We start from the raw sequence: 22,054 nt of genomic DNA on the forward strand, positions 1-22,054 counted from the left end.
TCATAGTTCTATTATACGCAAAGAAAAGAGACTCACCAATATAGTGAGTCTCTAAAAACATTTTTACTTTTCAAGATCTACTAGACGTTGACGAACTGCTTCGCGTTTTTCTAGGTAATCTTGCTCTTTCGCACGCTCTCCTTCAATAACTGCCGCAGGAGCTTTCGCTACGAAACCTTGGTTAGAAAGTTTCTTCTGTACACGTTCTACTTCTTTATCGAACTTCTCAAGTTCTTTCTCAAGACGAGCTCTCTCTTCATCAAGATTGATAAGATCAGCTAATGGTAAGAATAACTCTGCACCTGATACGATTGCAGTCATTGCTTTTTCTGGCGCTTGTAAATCCGTTTGAATTGTTAATTCGCTTGGATTACAGAAACGCTCAATGTAAGAGCTGTTTTTCGTAAGTTGAGCAAGTACAGCCTCATCTTTTGCTTTAATTTGCATTTGAACTTTTTTGCTCATTGGCGTATTTACTTCTGCACGGATGTTACGAACAGAGCGAATGATATCAACTAGAAGGTGCATTTCTGCCGCAGCTTCCGTATCTTGTAAATCCTCGCGAACTGTTGGCCACGCAGCTACTGTAATAGATTCGCCTTCATGTGGTAAATGTTGCCAAATTTTTTCTGTTACGAATGGCATGAATGGATGTAATAGACGCATTGTTTGGTCTAATACGTAAGCTAAAATAGAACGAGTTGTTTTCTTAGCTGCTTCATCTTCACCGTATAGTGGAAGCTTCGCCATTTCAATGTACCAGTCACAGAAATCGTCCCAAATGAAGTTGTATAATGAACGTCCAGCTTCACCGAACTCATATTTATCCATGTTACGTGTTACACTTTCGATTGTTTCGTTTAAGCGAGTTAAGATCCACTTATCTGCAACTGATTTTTCACCAGTTAAATCGATTTCTTCATACTTCATATCATCCATGTTCATTAATACGAAGCGTGATGCATTCCAAATTTTATTAATGAAGTTCCAAGTAGATTCTACTTTCTCCATGCTGAAGCGTAAATCTTGACCTGGTGCACTTCCTGTTGATAAGAAATAGCGCATTGCATCTGCACCGTACTTCTCGATAACATCCATTGGGTCAATACCGTTACCAAGAGATTTACTCATCTTACGACCTTGCTCATCACGAACTAAACCGTGAATTAATACATCTTTAAATGGACGCTCGCCTGTAAACTCTAAACCTTGGAAAATCATACGAGATACCCAGAAGAAGATGATGTCATAACCAGTTACTAATGCATCTGTTGAATAGTAGCGCTTAAAGTCTGCTGAATCTTCATCCGGCCAACCAAGTGTTGAGAACGGCCATAGCGCTGAACTGAACCATGTATCCAGTACGTCATTATCTTGATTCCAGTTTTCAATATCTGCTGGTGCTTCTGTACCTACGTATACCTCACCAGTTTCTTTATGATACCAAGCTGGAATACGGTGTCCCCACCATAATTGACGAGAAATACACCAGTCATGAATGTTTTCCATCCAGCGTAAGTATGTGTTTTCAAAACGCTCTGGTACGAACGTTACTTTTTCTTCTTCTTTTTGTTGAAGTGCTACTGCTTTTTCTGCAAGTGGAGCCATTTTTACGAACCATTGTGTTGATAAGTAAGGCTCAACTACTGCACCGCTACGCTCACTATGACCTACTGAATGCATATGAGGCTCGATTTCTACTAATACGCCAGCCTCTTGTAAGTCTTTCACTAATGCTTTACGGCATTCGAAACGATCCATACCGTTATACTTACCAGCTTTTTCGTTCATCGATCCATCTTCATTCATTACTAAGATGCGTGGTAAGTCATGACGGTTACCTACTTCAAAATCATTCGGGTCATGAGCTGGTGTAATTTTTACAACACCTGTTCCGAAGTCTTTTTCTACGTACTCATCAGCAATAATCGGAATCTCACGGCCTACAATTGGAAGTGTAACTGTTTTTCCGATTAAATGTTTGTAACGATCGTCTTCTGGATGAACTGCTACTGCTGTATCACCAAGCATCGTTTCTGGACGAGTTGTCGCAAGACGAATGTGGCCAGAACCATCTGTTAACGGATAGTTCATATGGTAGAATGCACCTTGAACTTCTTTATGAATTACTTCAATATCAGAAAGAGCTGTGCGTGTTGCTGGATCCCAGTTGATGATATATTCACCACGGTAAATTAAGCCTTTTTCGTATAATTGAACGAATACTTTATTAACCGCATCTGATAAACCTTTGTCTAATGTGAAGCGTTCACGAGAATAGTCTAGTCCTAAACCAACTTTCCCCCATTGTTGACGAATGTGAGAAGCGTACTCTTCTTTCCACTCCCAAGCTTTTTCAAGGAATTTTTCACGGCCAAGATCGTAACGTGAAATACCTTCTTCACGAAGTTTTCCTTCTACTTTCGCTTGTGTTGCGATACCAGCATGGTCCATTCCTGGAAGCCATAGTACATCGTATCCTTGCATACGCTTCGTACGAGTTAAAATATCTTGAAGAGTTGTATCCCAAGCATGACCTAAGTGTAACTTACCAGTTACGTTCGGAGGTGGAATTACAATTGTATACGGTTGTTTCTTCTCGTCTCCTGTTGCTTCAAAATATTTGCCTTCAAGCCACCATTGATAAAGGCCTTCTTCAACGGACATATGATCATATTTAGTTGGTAAATTCTTTTCCGTGTTTGACATTATTTTCCCTCCTTAAAATAAAAAATGTCCCTCATCCAAAAAGGACGAGGGACATCGCGGTACCACCTTTATTTACAAACAAATTCATAATTTGCTTATACTCTTAATTTGATAACGGACAAATCCGTCTTTTCCTAATAAGAACTATTCCGTTCAGAAAAGATGCTCCAGGGCTACCTTCTAACATAACTATCTAGAGAATCTCCCAGCTAATGATTCTCCTCTCTGAAGACGTTTCATGTTATACTCTTCCCCTTCAAGGCATTTATATGATTGTTAATTATTATATACAATAGTGTAAAAAACGAAACCTTATTCGTCAAGATAAATTTAAGACTATGAATTTTCAGGCGCACAAAAAAGATAAGTAGCATTCTCTACTTATCTTCTTTATCTCGCTATTTGCGGGCAGTAAGATCCCTACATCAAAATTCAGCTGAAGCAAAGAAGTTAGGCGGGAGCCCCGCTGATTAAAGTTTTACTTTACCCGTTCCCTTGCTGGGCAGCTTGTAATTGTGATAGGAAATATTCTATATTGCTAACGAGCCAATGCGATTGTTGCAAACTCTTTACTTCCAGCAATTCATTTTCCTCGTTGCGATTATCTTTTCTTTTTCTATACGAACCGATTTGTCGAATAAATTGTGATGGGTACGTCATATAAGCAAACATGAGAAGTTGCTCTTCTTTCGTAAACGGAAAATTTTTTTGATACATTTGAAACCATTCAAACCGATCACTTCTTGCGATCGGATATGTGTTTAAAGACCGTGAATAAAAACCTACTATATCTTGCACAGGCGTTGCAAACTTCGATTTTTCCAAACTAATAAAATAGCCATTCCGCTCATAGTCAAATAAAAAATGATTAAGTGACACGTTACCATGTACAAAAGTAATACGCGTTTTATCTTTTTCTTTCATCGCATCGTTCCACTCATTTAATTGCTTCGTTGCAAATTCACGCGCTCTCATTACATGATGATAGTACGTACAATATTGCAATTCAAGCGGGGACATATACCATTTTGATTCAGATTCTACGAGAAACTCTTCTAACATCTCACCATCATTTTCCCAGCGATTGGATATAGTTGTATAATGTTTTTCTAAATCTTCTTCCGTATACGTTTCTTCCTTCACAGTTTTTTGATGCAACGTTCCGAGTGTCTGAAACATTTTATGGTATTGATCATTGTCCTCACCATTTCCTTCTGCACGTTCTAACCAAGGCATTAAATAATAATTATACGTCCCGTCACTTAAAATATAATTTCCATCCGTCGCATGGTATATAGGTACATAATTTGAAAAACCTTTCTCCTTCAAATATTGAATATGATGCAGAAAGTTATTCCGCTCTAACTTTCTGCCTTCTATTTTCTTAAGTGCATATGGACCTTGATTCGTATAAATTTTCATTACATTTCCGTGCTCTTCCATATGCTGCGTATCCAATCTATATTGCCTCACGATAGGTTCATAGTGATTTCGCAATTCAATATCCATACGAATAACCCTTTCTATTCAAAACATAACTTCTAAGAAAAGAAGTGAGTGAAAACACTCACTTCTTTATTTCGCCTTTACTCTTGAAACGGGAATATAAATAATTTGCCCCATATTTAAAAATATATCTTCTGTTTGATTGACACGGTACAAATTTTGTACCGATGTTTCATAACGGTCTGCAATAGATTCAATTGTATCCCCTTCTTGTACGAAATACATTCTTAACTTTGTAAATTCCTCTTCCGGTTCTTTCGTAAATAGTTTTGTTAAATAAAGCGCATTTTCATCTCGCTGTGAGTACTCTTCTTCTTGTTCTTCCTGCTTTTTCGCTTTTTCTTTCTTGAAATCTTTTCGTCCGAACAATTCAAATTGCGGCGTTGTTTCTTGCTCCTCTTCACGTTCCACAAATTCATGTTCTTCTATTTTCTCTTCTTCTAATTCCTGCTCTTTTCTTTCCTCTAATTGGAACGGTTCAAATGCGTAATCTTCCCACTCATCTGATTCCTTGTATGTTGGTTCTTCTACATGGGGCGCCGGTCTATTCTCATCCTCTTGCGCTGAATCTTCTTCTAAATCAGCATACACCGTTTCTTCTTCATCCTCGCTTCTCTCTTCATCACATAAACCAGTAATAGATATATCCGCTAATAATTGTAAGCAACCATTTTCCTTTAATTCATAATCAAATTCCTCAATTGATACATATAGTTCTTCAATTACTTTCACGCGATTTCTCGGAATTGATATTTCAAGCGGAAAGGAATGAACAAGTTCATTAACCCCATCTTCCCTTGTTTCTACATAATCAATTGACTTTGCTGGCGATAGTTCTCTTAGTGAATACGCCGAATCATCTTGCCTTGCAACATACTCTCCCGTTAAATCTAATTGCCCTCTCACGATTACTTCATGATCAAGCTCTTCTATCTCAACGTCTGGATCTAACGAAATTGACAAAAGTTCATCGACTTCCTGTCCCTTTTGGAACCAAACAGATTCTTTTAATGAAAATCGTAACGAATGATCTGCAGCCACTTCTTTTCCCCCTCCCAAACTATATGTCATTACAGATTTATGTAGGGAAAGCTTACTTTATGAATAAAAAAAATCGCTCCCCTTATGGAGAGCGATTTTTCTCTAATACATTATTTTAATTTTGACATTGCAATTTCAGCCGCTGCAATTGTCGCCTCAATATCTGCGTCACTATGTGCTGTCGATAAGAATAAACCTTCGAATTGAGATGGTGGCAAGAATACACCTTGTTCTACCATTTCACGATAGTAAGCCGCAAAGAACTCTAAGTTTGAAGATTTTGCTGCATCGTAATTAATAACGGGCTCATCTGTAAAGAAAATACCAATCATAGAACCTGCACGATTAATATGATGTGGAATGCCATGTTTTTCAGCTGCTTTACGTAATCCAGCTTCTAACATTTCAGCTTTACGCTCAAATTCTACATACGATTCTGGCGTTAACTGTACTAACGTTTCATAACCTGCTGCCATTGCAAGTGGGTTACCTGATAAAGTACCAGCTTGATAAATCGGTCCGCTTGGCGCAATTTGGCGCATAATTTCTGCTTTACCACCGTACGCTCCTACTGGTAAGCCACCACCGATTACTTTACCTAAACAAGTTAAATCAGGTGTTACACCGTAGTAACCTTGTCCACAGTTATAAGCAACACGGAATCCTGTCATTACTTCATCAAAAATAAGCAGTGCACCGTTTTGTTCTGTTACTTCACGAAGTCCCTCTAAAAATCCTGGTTGCGGAGGAACAACACCCATATTCCCTGCCACTGGTTCTACAATTACACAAGCAATATCATCACCGAATTGTTCAAAAGCGTATTTCACACTTTCTAAATCATTATAAGCTACTGTAATCGTATTTTTCGCTACACCTTCTGGTACGCCAGGGCTATCTGGTAAACCTAGAGTCGCCACACCAGAACCAGCTTTAATTAATAACGAATCACCATGACCGTGGTAACAACCGATGAATTTCAAGATTTTATTACGGCCTGTATAACCACGAGCTAAACGTAGTGCACTCATTGTCGCTTCTGTTCCAGAGTTAACCATGCGGACAATTTCAATCGATGGTACACGCTCAATAACAAGTTTCGCTAATTTATTTTCGATTTCTGTCGGTGCACCGAAGCTTGTACCTCTTTCAGCAACAGATTTTAACGCTTCAACAACACGATCATTTGCATGCCCATGAATTAAAGGCCCCCATGATAATACGTAGTCGATGTATTCATTTCCATCAATATCATATACTTTAGAGCCTTTACCACGCTCCATAAACAACGGATTCATCCCAACAGACTTAAAGGCACGAACTGGGCTATTTACGCCACCAGGCATTAAATCTTGCGCCTCTTCAAACGCTGCAATTGACTTATCAAACTTTTTCATTATTTAACGCCTCCTTCTTGCAACCATTTTGCTGCATCTTTCGCATGATACGTAATAATTAAGTCTGCTCCTGCACGTTTCATGCTAATTAATTTTTCAAGCACAACTTCTTTTTCATTAATCCAACCATTTTGCGCTGCCGCTTTAATCATTGAATATTCACCACTTACGTTGTAAGCAACGATTGGTAAATTAAAGTTATTTTTCACATCACGAATGATATCTAAGTAAGAAAGAGCTGGCTTTACAATTAAGAAATCAGCCCCTTCCATTACATCTGATTCTGCTTCACGGAATGCTTCCATACGGTTCGCTGGGTCCATTTGATATGTTTTACGGTCACCAAATTGCGGCGCACCGTGCGCAGCATCACGGAAGGGCCCATAAAACGCTGATGAATATTTCACAGCGTACGACATAACTGGCACGTGTCCAAAACCATTTTCATCTAATGCATGGCGAATTGCTGTTACGAAGCCGTCCATCATGTTTGATGGCGCAATAATGTCCGCTCCTGCCTTCGCTTGACTTACAGCTGTTTTCGCAAGAACTGCAAGAGACTCGTCATTTAAAATAATACCATCTTCAATTACACCGCAATGACCATGACTTGTAAATTGACATAAACATGTATCTGCAACTACTACTAGCTCAGGGAAATCGCCTTTAATTTGTTGAATAGCACGTTGTACAATTCCATGATCACAATATGCTGATGATCCAACTTCATCTTTTTCAGCAGGTAAACCAAATACAATAACAGAACGAATACCTAAATCAACAACTTCTTGCATTTCAGCTTGCAATAAATCTAAAGACATTTGATATACGCCTGGCATAGAAGGAACTTCATTACGAACATTTTCACCTTCTAATACAAAAATAGGGTAAATAAAATCTTCCGTATGTAAAAACGTTTCACGCACAAGTGCACGCATACTACCGCTTTGTCTTAAACGACGATGACGATTAAATTGTAAAGAGTTCATAGATTTCTATCCCCATTCTTTCATTTTATAGATTCACAAACACATTGTAGTAATGCTTCTACAGTGTACTCTTTCGGCACAATAACAGACGGAAAATAACGACTTGCCTCTTTTTCCGTAATAGGTCCTATACAAGCAATTGTACATTTTTTTGTCCATTCTCTCCAGTTTGCACCCTCAAGTAAACGAACAAAACTAGTAACAGTTGAAGGGCTCGTAAATGTAATAATGTCTACTTTCCCTAACTTCAATGCCGCTATAAGCTCTTGCTTTTTTTCTATATTCACTTTCGTACCGTATACGATTAGCTCATCTAGAGAAACACCAATTTCCCGAAGTGCAACCGGAATTACCTCTCTTGCTATATTCCCTTTCGGAAATAAAATACGTTCGTTTCCACTTAATTCTTTTAGAAACTCTTCTGCAAATGCTTCTGCAACAAATGAAGTTGGAACAAAATGAACTTGATAGCCCCTTTTTTCTAACTCTAATTTTGTTTTCACACCTACCGCAGCGATTTTAATGGTTAGCGGTAGTTTCTTGTTCAAACTATCTAGAAAAAAAGCTACACCATTTCTGCTCGTAAAAATAACCCAGTCATACGAATGTAGCTGCCCTTCAATATGTTGAATTTGCCTATGAGACATACCTTCCATATGCAAAAGCGGAATTTCCAATGGAATTCCGCTCTTTTCTTTCACTGCTACACTCATTTGTTTCGCTTGATGCTGGGCACGTGTAATCAATACCGTTTTTCCAGCGAGAGCGTTCATATTTATTGTTGCTCCTTATTTGCAGCAAGAATGAGTTCTTTGGCGCCTTGTTTAATTAAACGGCCCGCGGCTTCTAATCCTACTTCCTCAGGATTAGTACCTACTACTGTCTCTTTTAATAAAACAGAGCCATCCATAGAGCCAACAAGAGCTGTTAATTCGATTGTATCGTTTTCTTTAAGGGTTGCATATCCAGCGATTGGAACTTGACATCCACCTTCAAGTTTATGAAGAAATACTCGCTCCGCTGCCACTGTTCTTTCTGTTATCGCATCATTCATATGCGCTAACAACTGCAATAAATCCTTATCATCCTCACGACATTCAATCGCTAATGCACCTTGTCCTACAGCAGGTACACATAACGTTTCATCTAAATGTTCTGTAATAACTTCATCATCCCAGCCCATTCTTTGTAATCCAGCTGTCGCTAAAATAATCGCATCGTAATCCTCTTCTTTTAATTTACGTAAACGTGTATCGATATTTCCGCGAATCCACTTCACTTGTAAATCTGGTCTCGCAGCGAGTAGCTGTGCACTACGTCTTAAACTACTCGTACCTAAAATAGCACCTTCCGCTAACTCTTTAAACGATGCTCCATTTTTTGAGATAAAAGCATCACGAGGGTCAACACGCTTTGGTGTACAGCCAATCATTAACCCTTCTGGAAGTACGGCTGGCATATCTTTCATACTATGTACAGCCATATCGATTTCTTTCGTAAGTAACGCATGCTCAATTTCTTTAACGAACAAACCTTTTCCGCCTACTTTTGAAAGAGTAACATCTAAAATCACATCACCTTTGGTGACAATTTCTTTCACTTCAAATTCATATGGTAAACCAAGTGCTTTTAACTGATCAATAAACCAGTTTGTTTGTGTTAATGCTAGCTTACTCTTTCGTGACCCTACAATAATTTTGCGCATAATTCTCTCTCCTCATTATAAATACCAAAAGTGGAAATTAGATAAACTACTTAATAAAAAAATGTTAACTAGCATTACGAGAAAGGCCCCTACATTCCACAGTACAATTTTCTTCCCTTGCAATACATCTGCCGCTCTTAAATACAAGCCCGCACAGTATACAAATAGAACGACAAACGAACCAATTACTTTCGTATCATACCAATGAAAATTATCTAATTTTGTATATCCCCATATACATCCTAATAAAATTGCTAGTAAGAAAAATGGAACAGAAAATAAATTTAATCCGTAAGACGTAGATTCAAGCTTCGGTAAATTCCCTAACCTTCTTAATCTCGCATTCCACTTTTTCTTTTTTAATAGGCGATATTGCAGTAAATACATAATAGAAAAAATAAATGATACCGTAAACGTTGCATAAGAAATAATCGCCATTCCAACATGCACGTATACAAGTTCTGAAACTAATTGCTCTGCAAGTACTGGCGACATCTTTCCGAGCGGTGTAAAAATAGAAAAAGCGCTTACGCCAAATGCAACAACATTTGTAAAGAAGACTAAAAAGTCAACGCGCATAAATCGATTTATGACTAACGACATCGTAATCAATAACCAAACATAAAAATAAATCCCTGATAATAAAGTTAAAATGGGGTTCGTTTCTGAATCTGTCGCCCTAAGCAACATAAAAATAGACTGCAATACCCATACAATCGAAAGTAACCAAAAAGCAAATCGGTTCGCCTTTCGGTTACTTTGGAAATAATCTATAAAATATAAACTAATGCTACAAGCATATAAAATAATTGCAATATGATAAATAATACTGTTATTTAAAAAACTCATCCGATCATCCTTCCAAATTATAAAGATGGAACGGATGGTGTCCACACTCTTTTATGTTCTACTTCTTCCGCACGACTCTCTACTTCTTCCGTTTCTAAATCGAAAATCTTCGCAAATAACGCTAATTTTTCGCTCGCTCCCTCTTCAGCAGCTATTTCTTTCGCTACTAAAATTGGGTCTTTTAATAATTGATTAATAATACTTTTCGTATGCTTACTAATGACTTTTTTCTCACGATCACTAAGGTTTGGTATTTTTCGCTCTAGGCTTACCATCGTTTCACTTTGGATTGCAAGTGCCTTATCACGAAGAGCTGATATTAATGGAACAACACCAAGTGTACTTAACCACGTTTTAAATAGAACAATTTCCTCTTCAATCATAAATTGAATTTTCTCCGCTTCTTTCAAACGCTCAGCACGATTTGCTTCCACTACTCCTTGCAGATCATCAATGTCATATAAAAAAGAACCTTCTAACTCATCAATCGCTGGATCAATATCACGTGGTACTGCAATATCAACCATAAATAAAGGGCGACCAGAGCGCATTTTCTCCACCTTTGTCATCATCTCTTTCGTAATGACATACTCAGATGCACCAGTTGAACTAATTAAAATATCTGCTTCTAATAATGCACATTGCAATTCGCTTAACGATTTTGCATGTCCCATATATTTCTCAGCCATTACTTCTGCTTTCGAAAGTGTCCTATTCATAACTGTTACTTTACGAGCACCACTTCCATATAAGTTTTGCAGTGCAAGTTCGCCCATTTTACCAGCACCAAGAATAAGCACATGACAATCTGTTAACTCGCCAAATATTTTCTTTCCAAGCTCAACAGCAGCATAACTAACAGACATTGCACTTTCTCCGATTGTTGTTTCTGAGTGGGCACGTTTTGCTAATGTAATGACTTGCTTAAACAATTCATTAAAAATTGTGCCTGTTGCTTTAACTTGTTGCGCTTCTAAAAAGCTATCTTTTATTTGACCTAAAATCTGCGTTTCTCCGACTACCATCGAATCTAAACCGCACGTTACGCGGAATAAATGATCTATTGCACCATCTTGTTCAAAAATAGTTAAATATGGCGCGACTTCTTCTATTTCAAGCTGAAACCAATCAGCTAAAAACTTCTTAATATAATACCGTCCCGTGTGTAATTGATCGACAACAGCATAAATCTCAGTGCGATTACAAGTTGATACAATGACATTCTCTAACACGCTCTTTTGATTTTGTAATGTAGTCATCGCTCGCTCTAGCTCTGCTGCCTGAAATGTGAGTTTCTCACGAAATTCTACAGGGGCTGTTCGATAATTTACACTAACAACAAGAATATGCACGCAGCATGTCCCCCTTCACCCGTTTTATCACTTTATCTACTATCATAATACAACTTTCCTCTTATGAATCTGACAATCGTGTGAACAACCGATTATTTTTTAATTATTCTCCTTATGTAATAAAGGAGATTCAGTAAACTAATAAAAAAATCTTCTACTTTATAATGATTATAAATTAATAACTCTATTTGTACGTTACCAAAAAAAGTCCTCATAATCAAGTGATGGAAACTATTCCATATAAATTATAACATCATCTTTCCTATCTTCTTTCATCATGAAGGAAAATATGTATGATTGTTCCAAAATGTAGCAAACACTTTCTCAATACAATGTATTTGACATTTTATTTCTTTTTCGTTATATTGATTTTACAAAATTAAATTGTTCACAACTTAATTAGAAGGGAGTTATGTATGACAGAGGACTCTTTGCATCTAGATAACCAACTTTGTTTTTCTATTTATGCCTGTTCTAGAGAGGTTACTCGTTTTTATCGACCTTATTTAGAAGAGATGGGTATTACGTATCCCCAGTACATTACTTTACTCGTACTATGGGAGCAAGATGGACTAACAGTAAAAGAAATTGGAGAACGTCTATTTTTAGATTCCGGTACGTTAACACCTATGTTAAAACGAATGGAATCATTAAAACTTGTAAAACGTGTTCGTTCCAAAGAAGACGAGCGAAAAGTTTGTATTGAATTAACAGAACAAGGCAAAGATTTAAAGGAAAAGGCTTGTTCATTACCGACAACGATGGCTACAAATTTAGGAATTACAGAGCAAGAATATCGCTCTTTATTAATTGAGCTAAATAAACTAATTGAAACAATGAAAACAATTAATGATGGAAAAGGGGAATAAATATGGATAAATTATATACTGCTTCAGTAACAGCAACAGGTGGAAGAAATGGGAAAGTAGTTTCAGATGATGGCATATTAAATCTTGATGTAAAAATGCCGAAAGCACTAGGTGGTGCAGGCGGAGAAGCAACAAATCCAGAACAACTATTTGCAGCTGGTTATGCAGCTTGTTTTGATAGTGCATTACAACTTGTCATTCGTACAAAACGTATGAAAGTAGAAAGTACAGAAGTAACCGCTCACGTTTCTATCGGAAAAGATACAGATGGTGGTTTTGGCCTATCTGCCGTGCTTGATGTACATGTCGCTGGCGTTTCACATAGCGAAGCAAAAGAACTTGTAGAAGCGGCTCACGGTGTATGTCCTTACTCTAAAGCAACACGAGGTAATATTGAAGTTACATTAAACGTACGTTAACAGCTTATATAAAGAAAAAAACGCGCGACATTCGTCACGCGTTTTTTGTTTTTGTCATTTTATGAATTGCCTTCCACGCTTCTTCTTTTCCAAGTCCTGTTTCAGAAGAGAATAGAACGATTTCATCGCCAATTTCAACAGCAAGCGTTTCTTTTACAACTTTTAAATGCTTTTGCCATTTCCCTTTCGGGATTTTATCGGCTTTCGTCGCAATAATAATTGTTGGGATTTCATAATGCTTTAAGAAATCATACATCATCACGTCATCACTTGTTGGTTGGTGACGTAAATCAACTACTAATACAGCTGCGTCTAATTGCTTACGCGTTGTAAAGTACGTTTCAATCATTTTCCCCCATGCCGCGCGCTCCGATTTAGACACTTTCGCATATCCATAACCTGGAACGTCAACAAAATGCATCATCTCATTGATTAAGAAAAAGTTCAGTGTTTGCGTTTTTCCTGGTTTAGAAGAAATACGCACTAACTTTTTACGATTTAAAATTTTATTAATAAAGGAAGACTTCCCGACATTTGAACGACCTGCTAATGCAATTTCTGGTAAATCACTGTCTGGATATTGTTCTGGTTTAACAGCACTAATTACAATATCTGCTTTTGTTACTTTCATTGTTTCACTCCTACTAATGCGTGCTCCAATACTTCATCTAAATGAGATGCAAGCACAAACGTAAGGTTTTCTTTTACGCTCTCTGGAATATCATCTAAATCTTTCTCGTTTTCTGCTGGCAAAATAATTTTTGTTAAGCCTGCGCGGTGAGCACTTAATGTTTTTTCTTTTAAGCCACCAATTGGTAATACACGACCACGAAGTGTAATTTCACCTGTCATACCTACTTCTTTACTTACAGGAATACCTGTTAGTGCAGAAATAAGTGCCGTTGCCATCGTAATACCTGCTGACGGTCCATCTTTTGGAACTGCTCCTTCTGGAACATGAATATGAATATCATTTTTCTCATGGAAATTCGGGTCAATCTGAAGCTCTTCTGCACGAGAGCGTATATAACTAAACGCAGCTTGTGCTGATTCTTTCATAACATCCCCAAGTTTCCCCGTTAAAATTAGTTTCCCTTTTCCTGGCGCTACAGAAACTTCAATTGCAAGTGTATCGCCGCCTGCTGCTGTGTAAGCTAGACCTGTTGCCATACCAACTTGGTCTGTTTTTTCAGCTTGCCCATAACGGAATATGTGTTTACCAAGTAAATCAACAATCTTTTTCTCTGTCACAACGATACGTTTACGTTCTGCTGTAACGATAATTTTCGCTACTTTACGGCAAACTTTTGCAATTTGGCGTTCTAGCGTACGAACACCAGCCTCACGTGTATAATAACGAATAATTTCAAGAAGCGCCTCATCACGCACTTGTAAATTACCTTTTCGTAAGCCATGCTCTTTTAATTGTTTCGGCAATAAATGCTCACGAGCAATGTGTACTTTTTCAAGTTCTGTATAGCCAGCAATCGAAATGATTTCCATACGGTCAAGTAATGGACCTGGAATACTTGAAAGTGTATTAGCGGTTGCTACAAACATAACTTTCGATAGATCATATGGTTCTTCAATGTAATGATCACTGAAGTTATGGTTTTGTTCTGGATCTAATACTTCAAGTAATGCCGCTGATGGATCTCCACGGAAATCGTTAGACATTTTATCAATCTCATCTAATAAGAAGACTGGATTAACTGTTTTCGCCTTTTTCATACCTTGAATAATGCGTCCTGGCATTGCTCCAACATATGTACGGCGGTGACCACGAATTTCAGATTCATCACGCACACCACCAAGAGATGCACGGACAAATTTACGATTCAATGATGTTGCAATTGAACGCGCTAACGAAGTTTTGCCGACCCCAGGAGGGCCTACTAAACAAAGGATAGGTCCTTTTAATGAATTCGTTAACTTCTGTACAGCTAAATATTCAAGTACACGCTCTTTCACTTTTTCAAGACCGTAATGATCGTTATTTAAAATCTCTTCTGAATGAGCAAGATCAATTATATCTTCTGTTGCCTCTGTCCACGGAAGCGCTAATAACCAATCAATATAATTGCGAATAACACCACTCTCCGCAGAACTTGCTGGTAACTTTTCATAACGATCTAATTCTTTCAGCGCAGCCTTCATTGTTTCTTCAGGCATTCCTGACTGTTCAATTTTTTCACGAAGTTCTTCTACTTCTCCGCCCTTACCTTCTTTGTCGCCAAGTTCAGTTTGAATCGCCTTCATTTGCTCACGTAAGAAATATTCTTTTTGCGTGCGCTCCATTGAACGTTTCACTTTTTGTCCAATCTTCTTTTCTAGGCTAAGTAACTCTTGTTCATCTTGAATAATTGAAATAAGTGTATGTAATCGTTCTTTTACAGATACAATCTCTAGAATCTCTTGTTTCTGCTTCGTTTTAATCGGCAAGTGAGAAGCAATTAGATCAGCTAATCTCCCTGGTTCTTCTACATCAGCTACCGTTGCAAATGTTTCATTTGAAACTTTTTTCGAAACTTTAATATATTGTTCGAAATGCTCCAGTAACGTACGCATAAGAGCTTTCTCTTCTAAATCACCTTCTACTTCTTCAGTTACCGTTTTAATAGACACTTGTACTATATTTTCTTCTTCGATAAACTCTATTACTTCTGCTCTATGTAAACCTTCCACAAGGACACGAAGCGTACCGTTCGGCAATTTTAACATTTGCTTGACTTTCGCCACTGTACCTACACTATATATGTCATCTTCTTTCGGATCATCGATATTCATTTCTTTTTGCATTGCTAAAAAGATGATATTTTCATCCATTGCCGCCTGCTCTAGTGCTTGTATCGATTTATCACGTCCTACATCAAGATGCAAAACCATCGTTGGATATACGAGAACGCCTCTTAATGGTAGGAGGGGCACGATTCTTTCGTTCGTATTCATACTAGACATAGCACCTCCATAATAAATTAAACTCCTGTTCAACTATTTTATATTACAATACACCTAGATGCAATTGCTGAGATTCCTCGCAATTATAAATAGCTTATTTTTCTACCTCACGAAAAGAAAAAAGACTCCGATTAAGCATACAAACTTAAACGAAGTCTGGCAAATTTTATTATTGTTTATTTTTACATAGATTGTGCATCTGTTTCGTCTACGTTAGTATGTACATCTAGCTCTCTATGCGCATTTTCTTGCATAAATGTTAACTCAAATACTTCTTTTAACTTACGGACAGGAATAATTTCGATTCCCTTTATAGTATACAAAAATGGTTGCATATTTTCAGCAGGAATAATGACTTTCTTAGCTCCCGCTTTTTTCGCAGCTTTTATTTTTGCGTACACGCCACCAATAGGCTTTACTTCTCCGTGTATACTTATTTCACCTGTCATCGCTACTTCATTATTTACATATGTGCGATGCACCGCAGAATATACACCTGTTGCCATAGCGATTCCTGCAGAAGGTCCATCAATTGGGATACCACCTGGAAAATTAATATGTATATCATATCCTTCTGGCAACACATCTAAAGAACGAAGTACTGTTAATACATTATCAACAGAGCCTTTTGCCATACTTTTACGGCGAATCGATTTCGTTTGACTACCAATACTTTCTTCTTCTACAATTCCGGTAACATTTACCGACCCTTTATCTTTCGCCGGAATTGCTGTTACTTCAATTTCTAATAACGCACCTGTATTTGGTCCGTATACAGCAAGACCATTTACAAGACCAATCCTTGGAATCGGATAAATGTGCTTTTCGTATTTCGGTGTAAGCTGACTTGAGTGAACAACCCACTCTATATCTTCATCTTTAATGAAAGAACGTTCTTCATTTATCGCCATACCAGCAGAGATTTGCACGAGATTAATCGCTTCTCGTCCATTTCTTGCATACATCCCAATCATTTCAATACCATTTTCGCCTATTTGCATTTCTACTTTTTCCGCGGCATTTTTCGCTACTTTTTGAATTTCTTCCGTATCTAATTCACGGAAAAATACTTCTAAGCAACGTGACCGAATAGCAGGAGGAATTTCCTCTGGCGAACGTGTCGTTGCTCCAACTAAGCGAAAATCTGCCGGTAAGCCTTTTTGGAAAATATCATGTATATATGTTGGGATCATCGTATTTTCTTCACTATAGTACGCACTTTCTAAAAATACTTTTCGATCTTCTAACACCTTTAACATTTTGTTCATTTGAATCGGATGGAGTTCGCCAATCTCATCAATAAACAAAATACCACCATGCGCATCTGTTACAGCACCTTTTTTCGGTTGCGGAATACCTGCTTGTCCCATCGCCCCAGCACCTTGATAAATCGGATCATGCACCGAACCAATTAAAGGGTCTGCGATACCACGTTCATCAAACCGAGCTGTCGTCGCATCAAGTTCAATAAATGTTGCATTCGTACGAAATGGAGATTTAGGATTTCGTTTCGCTTCTTCTAATACAAGACGTGCTGCCGCTGTTTTCCCAACACCTGGCGGGCCATATATGATTACATGTTGCGGATTCGGACCACAAAGAGCCGCTTTTAACGACTTAATCCCGTCCTCTTGCCCTACAATATCTAAAAAGGTTGTAGGACGCACCTTTTCTGCTAGCGGCTCTGTTAAAGAAATCTCACGCATTTTACGAAGCTGTTCTAATTCTTTTTTCGATTCTCGATCAATTGAAACTTTTTGTGTTCGTTGATTTCGAAGTAAATGCCAGAAATATAATCCGACAATTACACCAAAAACAAGTTGAACAACTAAAAATATATTTGTCCAGCTCATTATTTATTTCCTCCCGCAATATTTTATCTCTTAGTATTTCCGCGGAGGAACGTAGCTAAACATAAAGAAAAACAGCAATTATAAAAATTGCTGTTTCCCTTTCGCATTATGCAGATGTTTTTGTATCAAGTACAGTACCGTCTTGTAACACCAATTTTGGCGGTTCATTATCAGCTACTGTTTCTTTTGTAAGAATACACTTCTCGATATCTTTACGAGATGGAAGTTCGAACATTACATCAAGCATTAAGCCTTCAATAATAGAACGAAGTCCACGAGCACCCGTTTTACGTTCAATTGCTTTTTTCGCAATTTCGATTAGTGCACCTTCTTCAAACTCTAACTCAACATCGTCAAGCTCCAATAGTTTTTGGAATTGCTTAACAAGTGCATTTTTCGGTTTCGTTAAAATATCAACAAGAGCATCTTCATCAAGTGGCTCTAGGTTCGCAATAACTGGAAGACGACCGATAAACTCTGGAATTAAACCAAATCTTAAAAGATCCTCTGGTAATACGTGAGATAAAACATGCTTCTCATTTACATCAGCATTTTTCTTCTCAGAACCAAATCCAATTACTTTCTCACCAAGGCGACGTTTAATAATCGGCTCAATGCCATCAAACGCTCCACCACAAATGAATAAGATGTTCGTTGTATCAATTTGAATGAACTCTTGGTGCGGATGCTTACGACCACCTTGAGGTGGAACGCTTGCTACAGTACCTTCTAAAATTTTCAGAAGTGCCTGCTGCACACCTTCACCAGATACATCACGTGTAATTGATGGATTTTCGGACTTACGTGCCACTTTATCAATCTCATCAATATAAATGATTCCTTTTTCCGCTTTCTCTACATCATAATCAGCTGCTTGAATTAATTTTAGTAAGATATTTTCTACATCTTCCCCAACATATCCAGCTTCTGTTAAAGATGTTGCGTCCGCGATTGCAAATGGAACATTTAAAATACGCGCTAACGTTTGTGCCAGTAATGTTTTACCACTACCTGTTGGCCCGATAAGTGCGATATTACTCTTCGCTAATTCTACATCATCAATTTTGCTGTTAGAATTAATGCGTTTGTAATGATTATATACCGCTACCGCTAGTGCTTTTTTCGCGCTATCTTGCCCGATGACATACTCATCTAAGATTTCACGAATTTCTACCGGTTTCGGTACATCTTTGAATTCTACTTCTTCGTCCTTCGCAAGCTCCTCTTGTACAATTTCAGTACAAAGTTCGATACACTCGTCACAAATGTAAACACCTGGACCTGCCACTAACTTTCGAACTTGCGTTTGTGTTTTACCACAGAAAGAACATTTTAATTGCCCTTTTTCATCATTAAATTTAAACATATTTTCACACCCCTTACAAAGTGCTAACCTCTTGCCTTCGTATGTACACGATAAATGTATCGTATGTAAATACATATTATGTCACTACGTGGCGAGAAATACAAATAATATGACTAGTTATGTACAAATAAAAAAATTTTAAAACTTTTGAAATATGTATATTCGACTTGTAAAGGAACATTTCCTTCTCCATCGAAAAGTTTTATAAATATATTTCTATATTTATAAAACAAGGCACGATTAAAATCGTGCCTTGTTATTTTATTATGCAGCGTTTTCTACTAAGAAGTCTACAGCTTTACGCACTTTAAGATCTTCAGCTAAAGCGTCTACACTTCCAAGAGCTTGCTTGATAGCGTCTACTGGCATACCGTACATTTCAGCCATTTTTTCAACTTCTGCAGTTACTTCTTCTTCAGTAACTTCGATGTTTTCAGCTTCAATGATAGCTTCAAGAACAAGATTGATTCTTACACGTTTTTGTGCATCTTCTTTCATTTGCTCTTTTAATTTGTCAGCGTCAGTACCTGTGAATTGGTAGTAAAGCTCAAGGTTCATACCTTGTTGGCTTAAACGTTGCTCGAATTCACGAACCATACGATCTAACTCAGTGTTGATCATAGCTTCTGGAATTTCGATTTCAGCGTTAGCAGCAGCTAATTCTACTACTTCGTCACGTACTTTGTGCTCAGCTTCGTGCTTTTTGCCTTCTTCTAAGTTTGTGCGAAGTTTTGCTTTTAATTCATCAAGAGTTGCAACCGCTTCGTCTGCTTCTTTAGCGAACTCGTCGTTTAACTCAGGAAGTTCTTTTGTTTTGATTTCGTGAATTGTTACTTTGAATGTTGCTGGTTTGCCAGCTAATTCAGCAGCATGGTACTCTTCTGGGAATGATACTTCAACGTCTTTAGACTCACCAGATTTAAGACCGATTACTTGCTCTTCGAAACCTGGGATGAATGTACCAGAACCGATTGCTAGAGAGTAGTTTTCGCCTTTTCCGCCTTCAAATGCTTCGCCATCAACGAAACCTTCGAAGTCGATTACAGCTGTATCACCGTTTTCAACAGTTCCTTCTTCTTTAACAACTAGTTCAGCTTGACGCTCTTGTAAAGATTTTAATTCGTTCTCTACATCTTCGTCAGTTACAGTTGTTTCAACTTTTTCTACTGCTAAACCTTTGTACTCACCTAATTTAACTTCAGGTTTCACTGTAACTTTTGCAGTGAAGATAAGGTTAGCATTTTTTTCGAACTTCTCGATGTCGATTTCAGGATGATCAACTGGGAAGATACCAGCTTCTTCAATCGCTTCACCGTATGCTTTTGGTAAAATGATATCTAAAGCATCTTGGTATAAAGATTCAATACCAAAGCGTTGTTCGAATAATGGACGAGGCATTTTTCCTTTACGGAAACCTGGTACGTTAATTGTTTTTACTACTTTTTTGAACGCAGCGTCGATAGAGTTGTTTACTTCTTTAGCATCAACTTCGATTGTTAAAACGCCAACGTTACCTTCTAATTTTTCCCATTTTGTAGACATTTATTCTTTCCCTCCAACTATAATAATGTATGCACATACCTCTATAGATTAAAATCTTCATTATCTCTTTTTTGAAATAACAAATACACAAATAACCCTCTAGCAAAAGCTTTCAGATATAATGTTCCAATCTACTAATTGCCCAGAAGACAACTACGGTATATTTTGTTCGAGAATAATATGAAACATATTAAGTAAGAGAATTGCACTTCTCTTCTCTTACAAACAGGCAGATTTCTGCCTTTTGCAACCCTTACATTATAACATAGAATATGCTCGTTTCAAGAACTGAACGATTCTTTTTCATAATTATACGGGCAAATATCCTTCTCTTTCAACACGTAATAACCATTGATAGGCAATATGAAACTCTTCCAATTCGATATTATATGCTGCCATAAGCTCTTCTTCATCAATAGCCAATCCGAAACGCTTTCTTCCAATTCTCTCTAAAACAGCTGACCAAATCTCTTCTTTATCCATTAATAGAGCGAATGGGAAAACGCTAATTTGCAACTCTTTCCAATATGTAACCATCGCTTCAAATATATCGGGATAATTTTGCTCTAATCGGCTTGATAATTTATGTATAATGTTATTGGATTGCTCCTCATTATGACCTGTAAATGCTGGAATCACCTTAATCGTATTTCCAAACTTTTCTACCTCTATTTCTTCTTCTACCTGACTTTCTATCATTTTATACAAAATAGAAGTTTTCAAATAGGGGTGCTGCTCTTCGTCTATTAAAAATTTCTTTAAAACAGGTAATGCAAGATCTAAATCTTTTAACGAAAGTCGCTGAATCGCTCTTAGCTTCTGTCCAAAGTTTTCTCCAAAAATTTCATTAGTAAACTCATCCAATTCAAAGTTTGAATCCACTAGCGATGCGTCTCCCTCATTTAGCATACCTTCTGCAAATAAAGCAAGCTGCGCTAATTTTTCCTTTTGATCAGGCATTATATCTTTCGTTTGTAAAACCTTTTCAACAGTTTCAATAACACCTTCATAATCATTTGTTTGAACTAAAATTGTTACGTACGTTTCAAGAATATCACCAAATAAGACAACTCCTGTTTTAAGCAACTGTTCACATTTATCTTTCGCTTCTTCCATACGTTTTAATTCGAGTAAACAAATAACTGAAGCTAATTCCGTTTGTTCCGTTTCCGCATTATACTGACGTAATATTTCAAAGCAACGCAATGCATCTTCGAATTTCCGCTCTTTCAGCGCTAAAAAACCTTCATCAATATAGCGCTCTGATAGTTGTGGAAACAATACGACCGTATTTTCTTTTTTATCCATACGTCCGCCTCTTTTTCTTGATTTTAATTATGCTCAAAGTAAATATATCAAATGCGTAATGAGAACACAACATCCCTAAATCATTTTTTTGAAATATAAAAATATTTAATTTTTATATTCCGATACGAGTAAATCTCCACTAAAAATTAAAATTGTACAAATAAAAATCCCCAGCAACAAGCGCAGAGGAT

At 37.4% G+C, this 22,054-nt stretch carries 17 protein-coding genes and 1 other annotated feature; of the genes, 2 read left to right on the forward strand and 15 right to left on the reverse strand.

All coding sequences use genetic code 11. The features are described 5' to 3' along the window. Positions 1 to 63: 63 nt before the first annotated feature. The 9 genes from BCG9842_RS22190 to hemA all read right to left on the reverse strand — a co-directional run bounded on the left by BCG9842_RS22190 (position 64) and on the right by hemA (position 11,548). On the reverse strand, positions 64 to 2,709 hold the full coding sequence (locus BCG9842_RS22190) for a valine--tRNA ligase (protein ID WP_000072243.1): 2,646 nt from the start codon (positions 2,707 to 2,709) through the stop codon (positions 64 to 66). Between the two features lie 37 nt (positions 2,710 to 2,746). Then, positions 2,747 to 2,978: a binding site (T-box leader), on the reverse strand. A gap of 214 nt (positions 2,979 to 3,192) precedes the next feature. Continuing rightward, positions 3,193 to 4,218, reverse strand: a complete 1,026-nt coding sequence (gene ysxE / locus BCG9842_RS22195; RefSeq protein WP_000350652.1) for a spore coat protein YsxE — start codon at positions 4,216 to 4,218, stop codon at positions 3,193 to 3,195. Between the two features lie 66 nt (positions 4,219 to 4,284). Then, positions 4,285 to 5,256, reverse strand: coding sequence for a stage VI sporulation protein D (gene spoVID, locus BCG9842_RS22200; protein WP_000718527.1), 972 nt, complete (start codon positions 5,254 to 5,256; stop codon positions 4,285 to 4,287). Between the two features lie 110 nt (positions 5,257 to 5,366). Further along, entirely contained in the window at positions 5,367 to 6,653 is a 1,287-nt protein-coding gene (hemL, locus tag BCG9842_RS22205; RefSeq protein ID WP_000712938.1) for a glutamate-1-semialdehyde 2,1-aminomutase, read from the reverse strand. Then, complete coding sequence (gene hemB / locus BCG9842_RS22210) at positions 6,653 to 7,642, reverse strand: porphobilinogen synthase (RefSeq protein ID WP_001087080.1); 990 nt, start codon at positions 7,640 to 7,642, stop codon at positions 6,653 to 6,655. Before hemB ends, hemL begins: the two co-directional genes overlap by 1 nt. Positions 7,643 to 7,662: 20 nt before the next feature. Next, complete coding sequence (gene hemD / locus BCG9842_RS22215; protein ID WP_000992324.1) at positions 7,663 to 8,415, reverse strand: uroporphyrinogen-III synthase; 753 nt, start codon at positions 8,413 to 8,415, stop codon at positions 7,663 to 7,665. Between the two features lie 2 nt (positions 8,416 to 8,417). Continuing rightward, positions 8,418 to 9,347 (reverse strand): hydroxymethylbilane synthase, encoded by a 930-nt coding sequence (gene hemC / locus BCG9842_RS22220; protein WP_001226403.1) that lies wholly within the window; start codon positions 9,345 to 9,347, stop codon positions 8,418 to 8,420. Positions 9,348 to 9,362: 15 nt separating this feature from the next. After that, positions 9,363 to 10,196 (reverse strand): cytochrome c biogenesis protein, encoded by an 834-nt coding sequence (locus BCG9842_RS22225; protein WP_000009002.1) that lies wholly within the window; start codon positions 10,194 to 10,196, stop codon positions 9,363 to 9,365. Between the two features lie 17 nt (positions 10,197 to 10,213). Beyond that, a complete protein-coding gene (gene hemA / locus BCG9842_RS22230) occupies positions 10,214 to 11,548 on the reverse strand; it encodes a glutamyl-tRNA reductase (protein ID WP_000547868.1) in 1,335 nt (444 codons plus the stop codon). 416 nt (positions 11,549 to 11,964) lie between these two features. Here hemA and BCG9842_RS22235 point away from each other — a divergent pair, with 416 nt between their 5' ends. Then, on the forward strand, positions 11,965 to 12,417 hold the full coding sequence (locus BCG9842_RS22235; RefSeq protein WP_000133913.1) for a MarR family winged helix-turn-helix transcriptional regulator: 453 nt from the start codon (positions 11,965 to 11,967) through the stop codon (positions 12,415 to 12,417). A gap of 2 nt (positions 12,418 to 12,419) precedes the next feature. Next, positions 12,420 to 12,836, forward strand: coding sequence for an organic hydroperoxide resistance protein (locus BCG9842_RS22240; RefSeq protein ID WP_000359773.1), 417 nt, complete (start codon positions 12,420 to 12,422; stop codon positions 12,834 to 12,836). A gap of 34 nt (positions 12,837 to 12,870) precedes the next feature. Here BCG9842_RS22240 and ysxC read toward each other — a convergent pair whose 3' ends face one another. The 6 genes from ysxC to BCG9842_RS22270 all read right to left on the reverse strand — a co-directional run bounded on the left by ysxC (position 12,871) and on the right by BCG9842_RS22270 (position 21,863). Continuing rightward, complete coding sequence (gene ysxC / locus BCG9842_RS22245; protein WP_000869118.1) at positions 12,871 to 13,467, reverse strand: ribosome biogenesis GTP-binding protein YsxC; 597 nt, start codon at positions 13,465 to 13,467, stop codon at positions 12,871 to 12,873. Continuing rightward, positions 13,464 to 15,794 carry an endopeptidase La gene (gene lon, locus BCG9842_RS22250; protein WP_000097283.1) on the reverse strand — a complete coding sequence of 777 codons (2,331 nt, stop codon included), beginning with the start codon at positions 15,792 to 15,794 and terminating at the stop codon, positions 13,464 to 13,466. Before lon ends, ysxC begins: the two co-directional genes overlap by 4 nt. A gap of 182 nt (positions 15,795 to 15,976) precedes the next feature. Continuing rightward, positions 15,977 to 17,647, reverse strand: a complete 1,671-nt coding sequence (gene lonB / locus BCG9842_RS22255; protein WP_000119171.1) for an ATP-dependent protease LonB — start codon at positions 17,645 to 17,647, stop codon at positions 15,977 to 15,979. Positions 17,648 to 17,753: 106 nt separating this feature from the next. Next, a complete protein-coding gene (gene clpX / locus BCG9842_RS22260) occupies positions 17,754 to 19,013 on the reverse strand; it encodes an ATP-dependent protease ATP-binding subunit ClpX (RefSeq protein ID WP_000472289.1) in 1,260 nt (419 codons plus the stop codon). 264 nt (positions 19,014 to 19,277) lie between these two features. Then, positions 19,278 to 20,555, reverse strand: coding sequence for a trigger factor (tig, locus tag BCG9842_RS22265; RefSeq protein WP_000105215.1), 1,278 nt, complete (start codon positions 20,553 to 20,555; stop codon positions 19,278 to 19,280). A 309-nt stretch (positions 20,556 to 20,864) separates the two neighbouring features. Next, positions 20,865 to 21,863 (reverse strand): hypothetical protein, encoded by a 999-nt coding sequence (locus BCG9842_RS22270; protein WP_000358275.1) that lies wholly within the window; start codon positions 21,861 to 21,863, stop codon positions 20,865 to 20,867. Between the last annotated feature and the right edge of the window lie 191 nt (positions 21,864 to 22,054).

This window comes from Bacillus cereus G9842, from assembly GCF_000021305.1.
GTDB classification, from domain to species: domain Bacteria; phylum Bacillota; class Bacilli; order Bacillales; family Bacillaceae_G; genus Bacillus_A; species Bacillus_A thuringiensis_S.